The organism is Caballeronia sp. (assembly GCF_028292365.1).
Taxonomy (GTDB): domain Bacteria; phylum Pseudomonadota; class Gammaproteobacteria; order Burkholderiales; family Burkholderiaceae; genus Caballeronia.
This window is the reverse complement of record NZ_JAQGMM010000326.1, coordinates 1-16,966: the sequence shown is the minus strand read 5'-3', so window position 1 is coordinate 16,966 and position 16,966 is coordinate 1. Positions and strand designations below refer to the sequence as shown.

16 protein-coding genes are annotated in these 16,966 nt (G+C 61.4%); 10 read left to right on the top strand and 6 right to left on the bottom strand.

Features of this window, described 5'->3' with window-relative positions; genetic code table 11:
- The 6 genes from JWR14_RS20015 to JWR14_RS19990 form a co-directional block, all read left to right on the top strand.
- Positions 1-252 (top strand): SDR family oxidoreductase (locus JWR14_RS20015; protein WP_299710171.1); only part of this gene is annotated, 252 nt, incomplete at its 5' end.
- An 88-nt stretch (positions 253-340) separates the two neighbouring features.
- Positions 341-1,099, top strand: a complete 759-nt coding sequence (locus JWR14_RS20010) for a GolD/DthD family dehydrogenase (RefSeq protein WP_299710168.1) — start codon at positions 341-343, stop codon at positions 1,097-1,099.
- Positions 1,100-1,452: 353 nt separating this feature from the next.
- Positions 1,453-2,457: a sugar ABC transporter substrate-binding protein gene (locus tag JWR14_RS20005; protein ID WP_299710166.1), complete on the top strand. Its 1,005-nt coding sequence runs from the start codon at positions 1,453-1,455 to the stop codon at positions 2,455-2,457.
- Positions 2,458-2,528: 71 nt separating this feature from the next.
- Positions 2,529-3,488 carry an ABC transporter permease gene (locus JWR14_RS20000; RefSeq protein WP_299710163.1) on the top strand — a complete coding sequence of 320 codons (960 nt, stop codon included), beginning with the start codon at positions 2,529-2,531 and terminating at the stop codon, positions 3,486-3,488.
- Between the two features lie 10 nt (positions 3,489-3,498).
- Complete coding sequence (locus JWR14_RS19995; RefSeq protein WP_299710161.1) at positions 3,499-5,001, top strand: sugar ABC transporter ATP-binding protein; 1,503 nt, start codon at positions 3,499-3,501, stop codon at positions 4,999-5,001.
- A gap of 3 nt (positions 5,002-5,004) precedes the next feature.
- Positions 5,005-5,949 carry an ABC transporter permease gene (locus JWR14_RS19990; RefSeq protein ID WP_299710159.1) on the top strand — a complete coding sequence of 315 codons (945 nt, stop codon included), beginning with the start codon at positions 5,005-5,007 and terminating at the stop codon, positions 5,947-5,949.
- A 928-nt stretch (positions 5,950-6,877) separates the two neighbouring features.
- On the opposite strand, the gene JWR14_RS19985 is transcribed toward JWR14_RS19990, so the two are convergent.
- Positions 6,878-7,774, bottom strand: coding sequence for a LysR family transcriptional regulator (locus JWR14_RS19985; RefSeq protein ID WP_299710157.1), 897 nt, complete (start codon positions 7,772-7,774; stop codon positions 6,878-6,880).
- 235 nt (positions 7,775-8,009) lie between these two features.
- Here JWR14_RS19985 and JWR14_RS19980 point away from each other — a divergent pair, with 235 nt between their 5' ends.
- From JWR14_RS19980 to JWR14_RS19965, 4 genes are all read left to right on the top strand, one after another.
- A complete protein-coding gene (locus tag JWR14_RS19980) occupies positions 8,010-8,318 on the top strand; it encodes a non-heme iron oxygenase ferredoxin subunit (protein ID WP_299710155.1) in 309 nt (102 codons plus the stop codon).
- Between the two features lie 7 nt (positions 8,319-8,325).
- The gene (locus JWR14_RS19975; protein ID WP_299710153.1) at positions 8,326-9,561 is read left to right on the top strand and encodes an FAD-dependent oxidoreductase; all 1,236 of its coding nucleotides are present in this window, start codon (positions 8,326-8,328) and stop codon (positions 9,559-9,561) included.
- Positions 9,562-9,692: 131 nt separating this feature from the next.
- Positions 9,693-10,973 (top strand): aromatic ring-hydroxylating dioxygenase subunit alpha, encoded by a 1,281-nt coding sequence (locus JWR14_RS19970; protein WP_299710151.1) that lies wholly within the window; start codon positions 9,693-9,695, stop codon positions 10,971-10,973.
- Positions 10,970-11,473 (top strand): aromatic-ring-hydroxylating dioxygenase subunit beta, encoded by a 504-nt coding sequence (locus JWR14_RS19965; protein WP_299710149.1) that lies wholly within the window; start codon positions 10,970-10,972, stop codon positions 11,471-11,473. The genes JWR14_RS19970 and JWR14_RS19965 overlap by 4 nt, the downstream gene beginning before the upstream one ends.
- 32 nt (positions 11,474-11,505) lie before the next feature.
- Here JWR14_RS19965 and JWR14_RS19960 read toward each other — a convergent pair whose 3' ends face one another.
- The 5 genes from JWR14_RS19960 to JWR14_RS19940 form a co-directional block, all read right to left on the bottom strand.
- Entirely contained in the window at positions 11,506-12,210 is a 705-nt protein-coding gene (locus JWR14_RS19960) for a GntR family transcriptional regulator (RefSeq protein ID WP_366144573.1), read from the bottom strand.
- A 33-nt stretch (positions 12,211-12,243) separates the two neighbouring features.
- Complete coding sequence (locus JWR14_RS19955; RefSeq protein WP_299710147.1) at positions 12,244-13,272, bottom strand: XdhC family protein; 1,029 nt, start codon at positions 13,270-13,272, stop codon at positions 12,244-12,246.
- A gap of 52 nt (positions 13,273-13,324) precedes the next feature.
- Complete coding sequence (locus tag JWR14_RS19950) at positions 13,325-14,683, bottom strand: MFS transporter (protein WP_299710145.1); 1,359 nt, start codon at positions 14,681-14,683, stop codon at positions 13,325-13,327.
- A gap of 59 nt (positions 14,684-14,742) precedes the next feature.
- Positions 14,743-16,404: a UbiD family decarboxylase gene (locus JWR14_RS19945; RefSeq protein WP_299710143.1), complete on the bottom strand. Its 1,662-nt coding sequence runs from the start codon at positions 16,402-16,404 to the stop codon at positions 14,743-14,745.
- Between the two features lie 209 nt (positions 16,405-16,613).
- The coding region (locus JWR14_RS19940; protein WP_299710141.1) for an aldehyde dehydrogenase family protein at positions 16,614-16,966 on the bottom strand (353 nt) is incomplete at its 5' end.

The following is a 16,966-nucleotide window of genomic DNA, read 5'->3' as shown; positions in this document are numbered from 1 at the left end:
CACATCAATGTGAATGGCATTGCACCGGGCGTGATTGATACACCGATGTGGAAGGACGTTGATGCACTTTTCGCGCGCTACGAAAATCGTCCGCTTGGCGAGAAGAAGCGTCTTGTCGGAGAAGCCGTGCCCTTGGGCCGTATGGGTCGTCCGTCTGAGTTGACGGGCGCCGCCGTGTTCCTCGCGTCGGCGGACGCGGATTACATTACCGCCCAGACACTCAACGTGGATGGGGGAAACTGGATGAGCTGACGTCGCCAATTCCACGCGGCAAGCGCGGCGCACCGGTCGAATCTGATCGACCGGGCAACTACATAAACGCACGATCCAGGAACCCATCATGGTCTTTAAGTCGAACACTACTTATGACTTTACCAATGCTGTCGTCGTAATCACGGGTGCCGCGGCCGGAATCGGACGCAAGACCGCTGAACTCTTCGCAGAAGCGGGTGCCACGTTGGCACTCATTGACCACTCTCCGTCGGTGACAGAAGTGGCGGCAGGCCTGGGATCAAAACATGCCGGCTGGATTGTCGATGTGAGTGATGACGCGTCCGTAACCGCTGCTGCGAACGCAATTCTGACGCGATTTGGTCACGTTGACGTGTTGGTCAATAACGCCGGTATCGGACCCCTTGCACCGGCGGAAACGTTCCCTTTGGAGACATGGGACAAAACGATTGCCGTTAATCTGACGGGACCGTTTCTGGTCGCGCGAGCGTTCGCGCCAAGCATGCTCGCACGCAAAAGCGGAAGGATCATTAACCTGGCGTCCCAAGCCGCTGTTATCGGCATCAAGGGTCATCTCGCCTATTGCGCAAGCAAAGCAGGAATTATCGGGATGACTAATTGTATGGCCCTCGAATGGGCACCGATGGGGCTCACAGTGAATGCTATTTCACCAACGGTAGTCGAGACTGAGCTAGGGCTGAGCGGATGGGCGGGCGAGGTGGGAGAGCGCGCCCGCGCCGCCATTCCGACCCGCCGGTTTGCGAAGCCTTTCGAAATAGCCTCAGCAATAATGTATTTGGCTAGCACGGAAGCCGCCATGATAAACGGGGCGAACATGATGGTTGATGGCGGTTACACCATCACATAAGCCGGGCGCCCGTTAGCTGACAATCAGTTTCTCAGAGATGCTGCAAAGCAGTGGTGCGCTGGCGTTCGCCCGGCGCGGCCACGGGAAGCCTATTCCCGGACACCGCTTGAAACGTTCAGTAAGCAACCAGTGTTTTCCCGGCCTATGACTGAATCCCGTTGACTAGATTAAATCAATTGATTTAAGGTTTGCTGCCATCTCAAAAGAATGATGGATGAGCCGATAAGCGGGGCGTCGGCGCCGCGAACTAAAGGAGACTTGCCATGACTTCCAGCATTGACCTGATCGAGACAGCGATTCGTGATCGCCGCCGCTTCCTGATTGCATCGGCGCTGGGCGTAGGCTATGCGGTGATGCCGGGAGGCCTGATGCGAAACGCATTTGCCGCGACGGACTATTCGCTGGCAAGCTCGATTCGTTCGTTGTCCAATGCGTTTCACGCGACCTGGAATCAGGGCGCCGAGGCATACTCCAAAACCGTGGGCCTGCCGTACGTCACGCTGGTCACTGAAGGCAACAGCGAGAAAGGCATCGCCGATATCAGGGCGCTCCTGGCCAAGACCGGCGGCAAACTCGTGCTTGGCGTGGACCCCAACGATTCGCCCGACGCTCGTCCGATCGTCGAATCCGTGGCCAAGGCCGGCGGCTACGTCGTGACGGTCTGGAACAAGCCGGCCGACCTGCATCCGTGGGACTTCGGCGAACATTACGTGGCGCATTTGTCCTTCAACGGCGTACCTGCGGGTGAGCAGACTGCGAAGGCGCTGTTCGACAGCTTCGGCGGTGCCGGCGGCATCGTCGCGCTGGGCGGTATTCCGTCGAACGCGCCCGCCATCCAGCGCAAGGCGGGCCTCATGAACGCAATCAAAGCGACCAACGGCAAGGTCCAGTTGCTCGACTTCCAGGACGCCGATTGGGATTCGACCAAGGCGAACAATATCGTCGGCGCCTGGGTCACGCGCTTCGGCGACAAGATCAAGGGAATCTGGGCCGCGAACGACGGCATGGCCATCGGCGCCCTTGAAGCGCTGCGCGCCGAAGGCTTGGCCGGCAAGGTCCAGGTCACCGGCATCGACGGCACAAAAGACGCGGTAACGGCGATCAAAAACAAAGAGATGGCGGCCACTGTGGACTGGAATCCGAGGTGGATCGGCGGCATGGCACTGTCGCTCGGCTACCACGCGGCAACGGGCAAAATCACGCCGTCGAAAGAACCGAAGAGCCATCGCGAGTTTTACGGCACCGGCGTCCTGATCACGCAGCGCGACGTGCAGGAGTTCTGGAAGAACAACATCGACAAGACGCCGGCGATCGACTGGAACGATCTCTGGGGCAAGATCTCCGGCCCGATCACCTGACGCGGCCTTGATTTGTGCGCCGCTGAACGCCGGCGCATCCCGCCTCCCCTCAGTGGAATAGAAGACGCTCGATGCCTGCCTCCAAAACCTGGCTCACGCGAGCCACGCCCACGCTCGTGCTGGTAGGCCTCTGCCTGCTGATCTCATTGGTCGACCCGCGCTTCCTCTCGCTCGACAATCTGGTCCGCATTGCAGCAGCGGCCTCTGCACCGCTGGTTCTCGCGCTCGGCGTGACCTTCATCATTCTGATGGGCTCGATCGATCTGTCGATCGAAGGTTCGATGGCGTTCACCGCGTCGGTGCTCACGGCGCTTGTCGCCAACTCGTCGGGCAAAGGGCTCGAACTAGGCCTGCTAGCCGTGCCGCTCGCACTCGTGGCCGCCGGGGCCTTCGGTGCGGTTGTCGGTCTGGTGCATGTCTACCTGAGAGTGCCGTCCTTCATGGCGAGCCTCGGCATGGGCTTTGTCGGAATCGGTGTGGCCACGGTGCTGCTCGGCGGTGAACGCGTCTCGATTCTCGACCAGAACATACGCGGGCTGTCGCTGCATCGCATGTTGGGCGTGCCCCTGTCGATCTACATTGCGCTGCTGATGCTCGCCGTCGCATGGGTCATCCAGAACCATATGCGCCTCGGCCGCCATGTGATGGCGCTCGGTGGCGGCGAAGACCTCGCGGCCGTGTCCGGCGTGCGAGTCAAGCGAGTGCGCGTGCTTGCATTCACACTGTCCGGCGTGTTTTTTGGCGTCGGCGCGGTGCTGGCCTGCGCCCGGCTCGGCGCCGGGAGCGCCCTTATCGGTAATGGGCAGCTCTTCACCGCCATCAGCGCAGTCGTCGTTGGCGGTACGTCGCTGAGCGGCGGCAGGGGCGGGGTCTTCAGCACGGTGATCGGCGTGCTGATCGTCATGGTGCTGAACAACGGGATGATCATTCTCGGGTTGCCGACCTTCATTCAGCAGGGCGTGCTCGGCGCAGCGATTATCGCGGCGGTGCTCGTGAACGCGCCGGTTCGGTCCTTCGTCGTCGTCAAGTGAGGGGATCGAGATGCTCGAACTGAACCAGATCAGCAAGCGTTTCGGCAAGGTTGAAGTGCTTAAAGGCGTGACGGTGAATGTCGGCTTGGGCGAAGTGATCGGCCTGGTTGGCGAGAACGGGGCCGGCAAGTCGACGTTGATGAAAATTCTCAACGGCGTGCACCAGCCGGACAGCGGCAGCATTCACATCAATGGACACACGACCACCATCAACGGCCCGCGCCATGCTGCTGCGCTCGGCATCGGGATGGTGTTTCAGGAACAGTCGCTTATACCCAACCTCTCGGTGGCCGAGAACATCTTCCTCGGCAACGAAAGACAATTTACGCGTCTGGGGCGTCTGGACTGGCGCGCCATGAGCGCGGCTGCGACGAAGCAGTTGCAGAAGGTCGGCCTCGACATCGACCCGCGCATGACCACGTCCGAGCTTGGTTTCATGCACCGGCAGATGGTTGAGCTGGCCAAGGTCCTGACGCTTGAGGAAGCGGTCGACGGCAACCTTTGTATCCTGCTCGACGAACCGACGTCGGTCCTGGAGCAGGGCGAGATCGACGTGCTGTTCGGCGTCATCCGACAGCTTGGCCAGCGTGCCGGCATCATCTTCGTGTCGCACCGGCTCGACGAGGTGATCGAGATCTCTGACCGCATTTACGTGCTCAAGGACGGCGTGGTGGTCGAGGAAATGCCGAAAGCCGACGCCACGCCGGGACGCATCCATCGCCTGATGGTCGGAAGCGAGGCACACGCTTCCTACTATAAGGAAGAGGACCGGCGGGCGTTTTCGAGCGACCTGGCGCTCTCCACGCGCAGCCTTTCGAAGACGCATTCGTACACGTCCATTGACCTCGATCTGCATGCCGGTGAGGTGCTTGCGCTGGTGGGTACTGAAGGCTGCGGAGCGGAGCCGCTGATTCGCAGCGTGTTCGGGCTCGAACATGCGCAGCAGGGCACGATCATCTGCGGCAAGCAGGACATCACCTCGGGGTCCCCGAGCCGCTCCGTTGCCATGGGCCTGGGCTACGTTCCACGCGAGCGCAAGATTGAAGGCATCGTTGAGGAGATGAACGTGCGCGAGAACATCTGTCTCGCCAACCTGCGCGGCATGAGTCGAATGGGCTTGTTGAGTTTTAGGCAGATCGCCGCGGCGACGACCCACCTGATCGAGAAGATGCGCATCAGAACACCCGACGGCCTGGCCCTCTGCGCACATCTGTCGGGTGGCAACCAGCAAAAGGTGGTGCTCGCCAAGTGGGCGAACGCCGGCGCCCGCATCTTCCTGCTCGACCACCCGACCCGCGGTCTCGACGTTGGTGCGAAGCAGGACGTCTATAGCCTGATCCGCGATCTGTGCGCTGATGGCTGCTCGGTCATCCTGATCGGCGACACGCTCGAAGAAGCGCTCGGCCTGGCGCACACCATCGTGGTGATGAAAGATGGCAAGCGGACAGCATGTTTCGATAACAACGGCACCGAGCGGCCGACCCCGCTTGATCTTATCGCCCACATGGTGTGACCGATGAACCGTATCAAGCAACTGGGCCCCTATCTTCCCTGGCTCGCGCTCGGCGTGACCATCCTTGCCATCGGCGCTTACGACCATCGTTTCCTCGATCCGGCGACGCTCATCGGCCTGATCGCCGACTCGGCGACCTTGTTCCTGATGGCGATAGGCATGACCTACGTGGTCTACATCGGCAGCATTGACCTCTCGATGCAAGCGGTGGCTGCGGTGTCGTCCATCGTGCTCGCCTTGCTGATCCCCCGCTACGGCTTTGCCGGCATCGGCGTGGCGCTGGCGGCCGGAGCGGCGTTCGGACTTCTCTCTGGCTTCGTGCATGGCCGGCTGCGCATTCCGAGCTTCATAGCAACCCTGGCGGTGGGTGGCATCGTCGTCACGGTCGCGCGCTACATCTCCGGCGACCGTTCGATCGAGATTGTCGGCGAGGTCCGGGACAACGTGCTCGGTTGGGCGATCGGCAAAACAGCCGGCCTCCCCGACGAGATCTGGGTCTCGCTCGTGGTGCTGCTGATCGCGTTGACGCTCGAGCAGGCCACACCCTTCGGCAAGGCTATGAAGGCGGTGGGGTGCAGCGAGCCAGCCGCCCGTGTCTCGGGCATCAAGGTCACGCAGATCAAACTGATGGTGTTCACGCTGTCGGGCCTCTTCGCGGCGCTGTCGGGCGTCGTGCTGGCGGGACGGCTGTCGAGCGGTTCACCCACCATTGCCAATGAGTTCCTGTTGCCCGCCATTGCCGCTGTGGTGCTCGGGGGCACTGCGCTGACCGGCGGCAGCGGCGGCGTAATGCGTACTTTGGTCGGCACGATGTTGATCGCTGTCGTGCGCACTGGCATGACCTTCGTCGGCGTCGACGCAATGGCGCAGCAGATCGTCTTCGGGTTGATCCTGATCCTCGCCGTCGGGCTGAGTGCCGGCCGTGCGCCGAAGGGCGTCGTCAAGTAGTCGACTTCCCAACCACCTCACGAGACTCACCGCGACCCCTGAAAAATTCCGCCTCTACGGCAAAGTGACACTGATCACCGGCGGTACGCGCGGCATCGGCTTGGCCATCGCGCGCACCTTCGGCAAAGCAGAGTGGGTGTAAGCAGCCTGGGCGAGTTCGGCGCAAGGGATGCGGATGTGAACTCCAACTGTTTCCTTGCCGGTGTGTCACCTGCCAATCAAATCGCGTCATCTCGCGGTCGCAGTTTTCGACGCGCTGATTGAACAAGACGTCTTCTGTCACGCCGCAAGAATTTGGCCGCTAAGCAATGTGAATTTTAGCGGTGGAAGAGGAGAAGTCCGGACCACCCTTGCCATCTGAACGATGCCGCCACTGTCAGCAATCCGCCATTGCTGACGTAGAACCCGACCCACCCCAATGTCGGCTAAGGCCGAAAAGGCGTCGGACAGGCACAGGCGAATAGGGTTGTGCGGGTCCGAAGTAACTGTTCGGCATTGCAAAATCACCCTCGGCGTTTTGTCGACAACAGAACGGCGGTCGCTTTACCCGCGTATGCCCGGATGTGTGCAACTGCCGATCGGAGGCGCTAGACCATTCAAAGGTGGGATGGATGAAGGGGATTGGGGCGCTGTCTGACGTCGGTGGAGTAGGTCACGAGAAAGCTTTCCGACTACGATAACGCATACGTTTGCACGGAGCGCATCCCGCTTTCGGTGGATATGGAAGCAAGCGAAATTTTCATATAAATCGCATATCTAACTAATATTACATAAGCGAAGTTGTCAACGAGAAGCTCGTCGAAGATGGGGCTCACCGAGCGGAGAAACTGGAGGGCAACAACCGGGCTGCAGTCAACTGCAAAATACCCTCTCGATCACGAACCTGGTCGCCGCCGCGGGAGTGAGCGCGTCCTTCTGACGTGCTGTTTTACCCTGGGTGGCGCACCGGCACAAGTGCCTCGAAAAGTTTTCTGACGTGCGGCGCCAGCCGTTGCGACGACCTGCAGACGAGTTGCAACTCCCGCTTGGACCACTGCTCGTCGAGCGGTACGATCGAAAACGGCAGTGTGCCACTGAGCCGGCGCGTTGTTGATTCGGGCACCAGCGACACGCCCACACCTGCTGCCACCATATGGCACACGCCCTCGAAGCTCTCGACCTGGATGCGAAACTGGATTGTTTGCCCCAGCAACAGGGCGGTCTTCGAAATGTATTGCTGATGCGATGTCCGCTCGTTGAGCCCGATGTAATTCCACTCGAGGACCTGATAGAAGCGTACCGCCTCCGCGTGCGTCAGCGGATGGCCATTGGGCACAATCACGACGAGTCTGTCTTCGCGAAACGGCACGACCTCGAGGCGTCGCGTGTTCACCAGCCCGACGATGATTCCCAGGTCGGCGAGACCTTCGTCTACTGCCCGCACGGTCTCCGGACTCGTGTGTTCTTCGATTTCCACGTTGATCTTCGGGTTTTCTACCAGGAAGCGCGGCAGCAGCGAGGGCAAGTATTCGTGAATCGCGTTGGTGTTGGCGAACAAGCGAATATTCCCGCGCGTCCCCTCGCCGAACTGGGACAAGTCCTGGCGCAGTCTGGCTGTCTCGCGCAGGATCGCGATCGTCCTTGTCAAAAAGACTTCGCCCGCAGGCGTGAGCTCGACACCGCGGCTGCGGCGCACCAACAACCGCGCGTCCACTGATTCCTCGAGGCTCTTGATCCGCGAACTCGCAGCGGCAACCGCGATGGGCAAACTCTCCGCTGCCTTGGTGAGATTGCCGCAGGCAGCCACAGCGGCAAACAATCGAAGATCGGTCAAATCAAAACGCATTGAGGTTTCCTGTCGACCAGAGTTGGCGCTTCAGGACTTACTCCGGTCCCGTGCAGCATGGTTACGCTCGCAATGAATTCGTCGATCGCGAACGCTAGCTCAATGAAATAGTGACACACGTGCACCCCCCAAGTACACAATTCCGTTGATCGGCATCCGACGCGTCGACCTCGGCCGAGTGTTTCCGGCGGAAGTCCGTGCGCAATTTGCAAAAAATATCTGGAGGAGCAATACCATGTCATGGAAAGTAATCGCTCGGGTTACTGACGTAGAACCGGGCGCAGTGAAAGCCTGTCGGGTCGACAACATCCCGCTGGCGCTCTACAACCTCGACAACGAATTCTTCGCTACACATGATATCTGCACTCACGCGCAGGCCTGCCTGTCGGACGGATATCTTGAGGATGGCAAGATCGAGTGCCCCCTGCACCAGGGCGTATTCGACGTGCGCACCGGCAACCCGGTCTCGGGCCCGGTCGACACCAATATCAAGACTTTCGCTGTGCGCGTGGAAGGCGACGATGTCCTCGTGGACCTGGATTGAAGCCTCAATGAATTCACGCCATGGCATGAAACAGCGAATCATCATCGTCGGCGCGGGCCAGAGTGGCGCCCGCACAGCAGCGTCGCTGCGCAAGCAGGGAAGCACGGACGAGATCGTACTGATCGGCGACGAAGCCGAGCTGCCTTACGAGCGACCACCTTTATCCAAAAATATCCTTGGCGGGGCGCCGCTTTCGGGTACTGTCATTTTTCCATCGGACTACTACGCAAAACATGAAATCGATGTGCGCGTGGGTACACGCGTGAGCGCGATCGAGCCGGCCTCGCGACAGATCGTGTTTGCGGATGCCTCGCGGCTCGTCTATGACCATCTCGTGCTGGCGACGGGCGTGCGGGCGCGGCGGCTCGCTATCCTTGGCGCGGAGCTGGACGGTGTGCTGACACTTCGCACGGCGCAGGACAGTACACGACTTTCCGCGCGCCTGACACCGGACGCGCGGATCGTAATACTCGGCGGTGGTTTTTTGGGTCTCGAGATCGCCGCGGCAGCCATCAAGCGGGGCTGCGCGGTGACGGTCGTCGAGAGCGCAGCGGTGCTGCTCGGCCGGATTCTCGGCGGATTTCTCGGTGAGCGCCTCGCTGAGCTGCACCGTTCGCATGGTGTCGATATCCGAACGAATGCTCGTATCAAGGCAATCGAAGGCCAGGGATCGGTCAGCGCCATCGTGCTGGAAGACGGCACGACGATACCCGCAGACACTGTCGTCGTCGCTGTGGGGGCGCTCGCCAATGACGAACTTGCAAAAGTGGCGGGCATCGAATGTGCAGACGGTGTGCTTGTCGATGCGCATGCACGTACCTCGGTAGCGGGCATCTATGCGGTCGGGGATGTCGCCCGGCAGCGTGAACGGTGGTCTGTGATGGCCGTTCGCCTCGAATCATGGGAAAACGCCGAAATGCAAGCGCAGGCTGTGGCATGCACGATCCTCGGTGTGCCTGTAAGCGGCGACGCAGCGCCCTGGTTCTGGACCGATCAATACGATCAAAACATCCAGATCCTCGGTGGTTGCGAGCCGGACGATGACATCGTGATGCGGGGCGACACCGCGGCGCCGTCGTGGTGTGCGTTCTTCGTGCGCCGCGGCCGCCTGCACGGCGCCGTGTTGATGAATGCGGGACGTGAACGCCGTATCGTCAAACAGATCATGGACGCGCGGCAGATCGTCGATTGCGGCGTGCTTGGCGACCCTGGCCGCCCCTTGAAGAGTCTGGTGACCGCCTGATTCGACGTGAAGATCGAAGCACGCGTCGTCCCGCTCTGGAAGCCAGTCGACCGTCCAGACACCGCCCATTCGACAATCGATATACCGTTTCACGATATATAAAAGTAGTCCTGAATTAATGGAGATGAAGTATGCAGATCGAAATCAAACATGTCGACCGGCCCGCACCGCCGTGTGCCACGGTGGCCAACGTGGACCGCACGTGGCCCGAAGAAGGAAACTCGCGCATCCCGTTCTGGGTCTATAGCGATCCGGAAGTCTATCGTCTTGAGAAGGAGTGCATCTTTCTGGGGCCGAACTGGTCATACGTAGCACTTGAATGCGAGATCCCGAACGCCGGCGACTACAAGCGCAGCTTTGTCGGGGACATGCCGATCGTCGTCGTGCGCGACACCGACGGCAGTGTCAACGCTTTCGCCAATAGCTGCGCGCATCGCGGCGTCGCTTTCTGCCAGAGCGATTCCGGTAACGCCAAGTCGTTTACCTGCCCTTACCACCACTGGAGCTACGACCTGAAGGGCAACGTCACCGGGCTGCCTTTCAAGCGCGGATACAGGGGCAAGGGCGGCATGCCAAAAGACTTCGACGTCGGCGAACATCGCGCACGCCCGCTGGTCGTCACGGTCCGCAACGGTGCGGTCTTCGCATCGTTCGACGCCAGCGTCGAATCGTTCGAAGACTACATGGGTCCCAACATGCTCCAGTATTTCGATCGCGTGTTCGATGGGCGCCGGCTCGAATTGCTCGGCTATATGCGGCAACGGATCGACGGCAACTGGAAGCTCATGTTCGAGAATCTCAAGGATCCGTACCACGCGAGCCTGCTGCATGTGTTCTTCGTCACCTTCGGCCTGTTCCGCATGGATGCGAAATCGGCGATCGAAATGGACGACACTGGACGGCATTGTGCGATGGTCAACCGGCGCGCGGGCGAACTGGAAGCTGAAGCCGCACGCGAAATGGGCCAGACCCTGCGCGACGATATGAAGCTCAAGGACACGCGGGTGCTCGACTTGATCCGGGAGTTTCCCGGCGATGTGACGGCGGTGATGAGCACTGTCTGGCCCAACCTGATTCTTCAGCAACAGTCGAACACGCTGGCGATGCGCCAGATCGTGCCGCATGGCCCGGGACAACACGACCTGCACTGGACGTTTTTTGGCTACGCGGACGACACGCCGGAAATGCGCGCGCACCGGATTCGCCAGGCCAACCTGATGGGTCCGGCAGGCCTTGTTTCGACCGACGACAGCGAGGTGATGGTGATGTCGCAAGAGGGCACGACGCCTTACAACGAACGGGTGGGCATTGCCGAGATGGCAGGCCGGACCGTCGAGGACCACGATCACACGATCACCGAAGTGGCTGTTCGCGGCCTGTATCAACATTATCGCAAGTTGATGGGACTATGAACGCGCCTGCTCATCCTGCCGCATCGGCAATTTCTGTCGAAACGCGCTTTGGCATCACGGACCTGTACAACGCCTATAGTGCCTCGCTCGACGAACGCCGTTACAGCATCTGGGCCTCGTTGTTTACTGACAATGCGGTTTACCGGCTCGTGCCGAAGGAAAACTACGACCGCAACCTGCCCATCGCGATAATCTATTGCGACGGAAAGGGGATGATCGAAGACCGTGCATTTACGACCGTCGAAACGACCATTGCCCAACCGCGATCGCTCCGGCACTTCGTGACGGGCATCGCGGTTCGCGAGGTCGTAGCGGGAGGCTATGAGATCGGGGCGAATTTCCTGGTCGTCCAGACCATGCTTGACCGGGGCACAGAAATTGTGATGTCGGGTCGCTATGTCGACCGCGTCGTTCAGGATGGCGAGAGATTCCTGTTCGCAAGAAAGACTTGCGTGTCGGACACGCTTCTTTATCCGACCTCGGTCGTGGCACCGGTGTAGTAAATGCATTACGGCGCGCGAGCGCCGTACTACTACGACTCTTCAGCCTCGATAAAGCGCATCGCAGTTATCCGCGCATTCCCGGCGTGGGTTCGCGCCGCCAGCTCAGCTCCGTCCTCGTCACGCGCCTTGATGCATTTTTGCAGCTCCTCGATTTCGCACGGGCTTGCCGACAATCGGTCCGGCTGCATGAGCGTCGTGACCCGCAGCAGAATGATGCGCGTGTAGAGACTGTTGAGCGTTTGCTCGATCAGCACATTGCCGCAGTTGTCGAGTAACGTGCTGTACAGGCGCGTTTTCGCCGACAAGACGCTGTTGCGGTCCTGCGCCAGTATGCTGACGCGTAACGCCACGACGGCATCGTCGAATTGCTTCAACGCAGCGTCATCGGCGACCCGCGCAAACTCACGGGCGGCAAAGCCCTCCTGCAGAGCACGTACCAGATAAACTTCACAGGCCTTTTGTTTCGTCATGGTCGCGACGATCGGCCCTTTGTGCGGCAGGATCTGCACGAGCTTTTCCGCTTCCAGCTTTCGGAGGGCCTCACGCACGGAAGTCCGGCTGACGCCCATGCGTTCGCATAGGTCGCGTTCGACCAGCCGCGCCCCCGGAGCAAACGTTCCTGTTGCGATGGCGTCCCGCAGCATATTTTCAACCTGGCTGCGCAGCGTTTCTGCACGCACCAACCCGATGACTCCCGACATGCTGATCCGCTTCGCAATGCCAGTGCTGCCCATGAGGTCTTCGCCAACAACATTGAATCAGCGACGCTAGTCCACGGCGCAGCTCGTCTGTTCATTGGCCGCGATATCAAGCGCGGCCTTTGCCTCTTCGACCCGCAATTGCTCCGGCAACGCCACGCCGTTCTTGATCGCAGTCACCTCGGCCAGTACCGACACCGCGATTTCTGGCGGCGTCCGGCTGCCGATATAAATGCCGACGGGTCCACGCAGCCGGGCGAGTTCTTCTTTGCGGAGATCGAAATACGTTTCGAGCCGCTCGCGCCGTGCGGCATTGTTCCGGCGCGAACCCAGCGCGCCGACGTAGAACGCGGGCGTTCGTAGCGCCTCCAGCAACGCGAGGTCGTCGAGCTTCGGATCGTGCGTCAGCGCAATCACGGCGCAGCGCTCGTCGAGCTTCATGTCGAGCACGGCGTCGTCCGGCATCGTACGCACGAGCGTCGTACCGGGCACGTGCCAAGCGTCGGTGTACTCCTCGCGCGGATCGCATACGGTCACCTGATAGTCCAGCCCGAGCGCGATCTGGCAAAGATAGCTGGAGAGCTGACCGGCGCCGATCACGAGCATCCGGTAGCGCGGACCGTGAATGGTCAGCAGTCGACGCCCGTCGAAATCGACGCCGTCGGTCGAGTACACCGGGACGAGTTTCGCCACACCGCTTTCCATGTCGAGCGAGCGCGCGACGAGCTCACCGGCCACGACCCGGCGACACAAATCGTCGATGCCGCTCGCGCGCGTCAGCGGTTCGAGCACCAGCTCGATCGTGCCGCCGCACGGCAATCCGAAACGATGCGCCTCGTCAGCCGAGATGCCGTATTTCATGGCTTGCGGGCACGTCTGCTCGATGCCGAGCCGCCGCACGCGGTCGATCAGGTCGTCCTCGATGCAGCCGCCGGATACCGAGCCGAGCACCGAGCCGTCTTCGCAGATCGCCAGCATCGCCCCTTCGGGCCGCGGCGAGGAGCCCCATGTCTTGACTACGGTGACGAGCAGCACGCGACGGCCGTTTTCGATCCAGCGAACGCTCGCCTTCAGCACTTCGAGATTGACGCTGTCCATGAAAAATACCGAGTGGTTGCCTGACCATGACCTGGGCTTCGGAAGAACCCCGTTAGTGTCGCGACAGCGCCGAGCGCAAGGACATTTCTCGCGCGGCTTCCGGCGTGATGGTTCTGTTGAGCATGAAGCAGGCAACACCGGCCGCGAGCAACGGCAATGCACCCAGAAGAAAGATCGTTCCGATCGGCGTTCCGATGGAGATCAGGATACCGGCGAGCAGCGGGCCGACGATGGCGCCAATGCGCGCTACCGCGAACGACGCGCCGGTCGCGGTAGAGCGGATGAAGGTCGGATAGATCATGCTCGAAATGGCATTGAGGCCGATATTCCCACCCAGGACCAGCAGACCCGAGACCAGCGCCATCGCCATGGTGAGACTGGCGCTGGTACCGACGGCCAGCCCGAGGACCGCCACCGGAATGGCGCCGAGGATCATCGTCAGCGTCATCACCCGTACGCCCTTCTTGTCGATCATCCACCCGAAGAACCAGCTGAAGCCGGCACCAAGCTGGAACAGCGCCTGGCTGCGGGCCGCATTGGCGAAGCCGATTTCGTCGGTCAGCAGCGTCGTCATCCACTGCGACAGGAAGAAGTGGGTGACGAAGGACAGGCCAAGCGCCAGCCACAGGAAGATGGTCATGGCCGAACGGCCCTCGGTGAAGAGGTGCCTCACCGGCACACCCGTGTGCGCCTGCTCCTGGATGGTAAAGCGCGTGTCGTCCGCGAATTGCGCGCTGGGCTTGAGCTTGCGGGCATAAGCCAGGATGCGCTCGCTGGAGGGGTTGCGCAGGATCAGGTAGCGGATGGATTCAGGCAGGGCGGCAAACAGGATGATGACCGCCACCACGGCGCCGGCGCCACCGACATAGAAGACCGAGCGCCAGCCATACGCCGGGATGATCTCCGCCGCGAGAAGGCCGCCGCCGGACGAGCCGGCGGTGTAGCCGAGATAGAGGAGGGTAATGATCAGCCCCCGCTTACCCGAACGGGCATAGTCCGTGATCAGCGAGACCGCCATCGGCATGCCGCCGCCAATGCCGAGCGCGGCGCAGAAGCGCAGGATCGACAGTTCGACCAGATTGTGGGCGAAGGGCACCGCGAAAGTGAAGCAGCCGAACAGCGCGGTAGCCAGCAGGATGGCGCGCCGCCGGCCGATGCGGTCGGCCAGCATGGCGAAGACGACCGAACCCGCCATCCAGCCGACGATGCTGATGTTGAACACGGGCGTCATCAGGGCCCGGTTGATGCCCCATTCCTTGATGATGCCGGGGGCGGCGTAATTCAAAGCCTGGTTGTCGAAGCCGTCCGCCAGCATGACGAGGGCGCACAGAACGAAGAGGGTCACGGTGAACCAGCTGCGCTCCTGCGTCTCGACGACTTGGGCGATATCGACGGTATTGTTTTGGGTCATGGCGGTCTCCGGATGCCTCTGCTCCTGGGGTTGCTTACATGCGGCTGGCGCGTTGGCGCTCACTCGCCGTGGTCGCCCGAGGCTTCGCGCACCGGTGTTTCCGGCTTCACCCCGCCGCGCCGGTTGGCCCAGGTACGCTCGCCCGTCTCGCGCCAGCCGCCAGAGGTAGCCGCTTCTGCATACTCGTCCCAGCGCTTGTCCCAGTCGCCCAGGTGATAGCCATGCCATGGCGGCTGCGGCGTCAGGCTGGGGAGATCCAGTTCTTCCCAGATCTTGCGTGCCGCGGTCATGTATTCCTCCTTCGGCAGCGCCAGCGGCGGCATCGCGTGCTTCAGCGTTGCGTCGATCAGCAGCGTACTTTCGAGCGGCGCGCGGCCGGACTTGGGACCATGCCCGCTGGTGCGATAAGGCGTCACATGCACGTCGTGCGTGAAGTCGGAGCGATAAGCCAGCGACCAGAAGACGGCATCGGCGTTTTCCGGGTCGATATCCTCGGAGACCGCGATGACCAGCTTGCCGCACTGCGCCTGGAGCGTTGCGGCCCCTTGCAGGCCACGCCAGACCTCCGCCTGCTGCGTGCCGCGTGCAAACTGGAGGAAGAGCACCTTGCGCAGGTTGGTCAACGGCTCATGCATCACCACCCGCTTGATGCCGCGCACGCCCATCACCTTCTGCAGATGGTCGAGGAACAACGGCTCATAGGCCACCTTCTTCAGCACGGAGCTTTCGCTGGGCGTCACCTGGCTGATGATCGAGACGAAGACGGGCTTCTTCTTCATCGTGATCGCGGTGACGTGCATGGACATGTTGTAGTCTTCGAGCGCGACGTGGCCGTGGCTTTCGCCGAACGGGCCTTCGGGCTCCAGCGCATCGGTGTCGATCAGGCCTTCGATCACGATTTCGGCATCGGCGGGAACGAGGAGATCGATGGTTTTACAGCGGACCACCTCGACCGGCGCGCGCATCAGGCCGCCGGCAACGGCCATCTCGTCCTGGTCGATCTGGAGCTTCTGCGGCCCGGTGAACAACACGGCGGGCGCGCAGCCCAGCACGATGGCACACGGCATCTGCTCGCCCTTGGCCCGATATTTCTCCCAATGGAGATAACCGCCGGCTCCCGACAGGCGGCTCGCCATGCGCACACCCAGCCGGTTCTCCGACTTCAGCGCGGCGCGGTAGGTGCCCATGTTCTGGACGCCGCTCTCGGGATCCCTGGTCACGCAGAGCGTCGCGGTGAGATAGGGCGCCGCGTCGAAGCCGGGTGTGGAAACCGGCACCGGCAGGCGCGACAGACCTTTTTCCTTCAGCGCATCGCCACTGATCACCACCTCCTGGCAGGGCGCCTGCGTCACCATGACAGGCGGCACCGGCTCGGCGATCGCGTCCGTCCAGGCACGGCCGATCTGCTCGACCGGCAGGCCGAGGCCAATGGCGTAGATCTCCGGCGAGGCGGCAAGGCCGCCGATCAGCACCGGGATGTCATACGTCTGGCCGTCGCTGCCGACCACATTGGTGAACAGGAAAGCGCGGCGCTGATCTTCGCGCAGCCCGCCCTGGAACTGCCAGCGCGCCAGCGGGTGCAGCTCCGTATCCTTGTTGATCGGCCGCTCGATGCGGATCAGTAGCCCCTTTGCCTCCAGCCGGGCGATATGTTCCTGCAGGTCGCGCGGGGCACCGCCAGCAGTTTCCGTTCGCGAAAGATCGTGAGGTGATGATGACATTCTGTCTCCTTAATTTGAGACCCAGCGGATGGGTAAATTAGTGTGATTGTATGATTGCATAACAGTATTATGGGTGTCAACGCGGCTTTACCCACTCACGCCTGGCGCCCTGGTGGCGTCTGGACTGCTGTCGAACGACTGCTGGGCGTCGGTTTTGAAGTGATAAATTCGACCGGCAAACCGGTAGCCGACTGCTGAAGCGGCATGGCTCAGAGACCACCCATGCACAGGTACTTGATCTCGAGATATTCCTCGATGCCGTACTTCGAGCCTTCGCGACCGTGGCCGGATTGCTTGACGCCGCCGAAAGGCGCGACTTCATTTGAGATCAGGCCGGTGTTGATGCCGACCATGCCGTATTCGAGCGCCTCGGACACGCGCCAGATCCGGCCGATGTCGCGGCTGTAGAAGTAGGCGGCGAGACCGAACTCGGTAGCGTTCGCCGCCGTGATTGCCTCGCGCTCGTCGCGGAAGCGAAAAAGCGGGGCGACGGGGCCGAAGGTTTCCTCGGTCGCAAAGCGCATTGAAGCAGTGACGCCACCCACCACAGTCGGCTCGAAGA

What these genes read in the sequence shown, in the direction of transcription:
- JWR14_RS20000 (WP_299710163.1), top strand. Translation starts at nt 2,529, where the DNA reads ATGCCTGCCTCCAAAACCTGGCTCACGCGAGCCACGCCCACGCTCGTG.
- JWR14_RS20010 (WP_299710168.1), top strand. Translation starts at nt 341, where the DNA reads ATGGTCTTTAAGTCGAACACTACTTATGACTTTACCAATGCTGTCGTC.
- JWR14_RS20005 (WP_299710166.1), top strand. Translation starts at nt 1,453, where the DNA reads ATGCCGGGAGGCCTGATGCGAAACGCATTTGCCGCGACGGACTATTCG.
- JWR14_RS19950 (WP_299710145.1), bottom strand. Translation starts at nt 14,683, where the DNA reads ATGACCCAAAACAATACCGTCGATATCGCCCAAGTCGTCGAGACGCAG.
- JWR14_RS19980 (WP_299710155.1), top strand. Translation starts at nt 8,010, where the DNA reads ATGTCATGGAAAGTAATCGCTCGGGTTACTGACGTAGAACCGGGCGCA.
- JWR14_RS19955 (WP_299710147.1), bottom strand. Translation starts at nt 13,272, where the DNA reads ATGGACAGCGTCAATCTCGAAGTGCTGAAGGCGAGCGTTCGCTGGATC.
- JWR14_RS19975 (WP_299710153.1), top strand. Translation starts at nt 8,326, where the DNA reads ATGAATTCACGCCATGGCATGAAACAGCGAATCATCATCGTCGGCGCG.
- JWR14_RS19960 (WP_366144573.1), bottom strand. Translation starts at nt 12,210, where the DNA reads ATGGGCAGCACTGGCATTGCGAAGCGGATCAGCATGTCGGGAGTCATC.
- JWR14_RS19965 (WP_299710149.1), top strand. Translation starts at nt 10,970, where the DNA reads ATGAACGCGCCTGCTCATCCTGCCGCATCGGCAATTTCTGTCGAAACG.
- JWR14_RS19970 (WP_299710151.1), top strand. Translation starts at nt 9,693, where the DNA reads ATGCAGATCGAAATCAAACATGTCGACCGGCCCGCACCGCCGTGTGCC.
- JWR14_RS19945 (WP_299710143.1), bottom strand. Translation starts at nt 16,404, where the DNA reads ATGTCATCATCACCTCACGATCTTTCGCGAACGGAAACTGCTGGCGGT.
- JWR14_RS19990 (WP_299710159.1), top strand. Translation starts at nt 5,005, where the DNA reads ATGAACCGTATCAAGCAACTGGGCCCCTATCTTCCCTGGCTCGCGCTC.
- JWR14_RS19985 (WP_299710157.1), bottom strand. Translation starts at nt 7,774, where the DNA reads ATGCGTTTTGATTTGACCGATCTTCGATTGTTTGCCGCTGTGGCTGCC.
- JWR14_RS19995 (WP_299710161.1), top strand. Translation starts at nt 3,499, where the DNA reads ATGCTCGAACTGAACCAGATCAGCAAGCGTTTCGGCAAGGTTGAAGTG.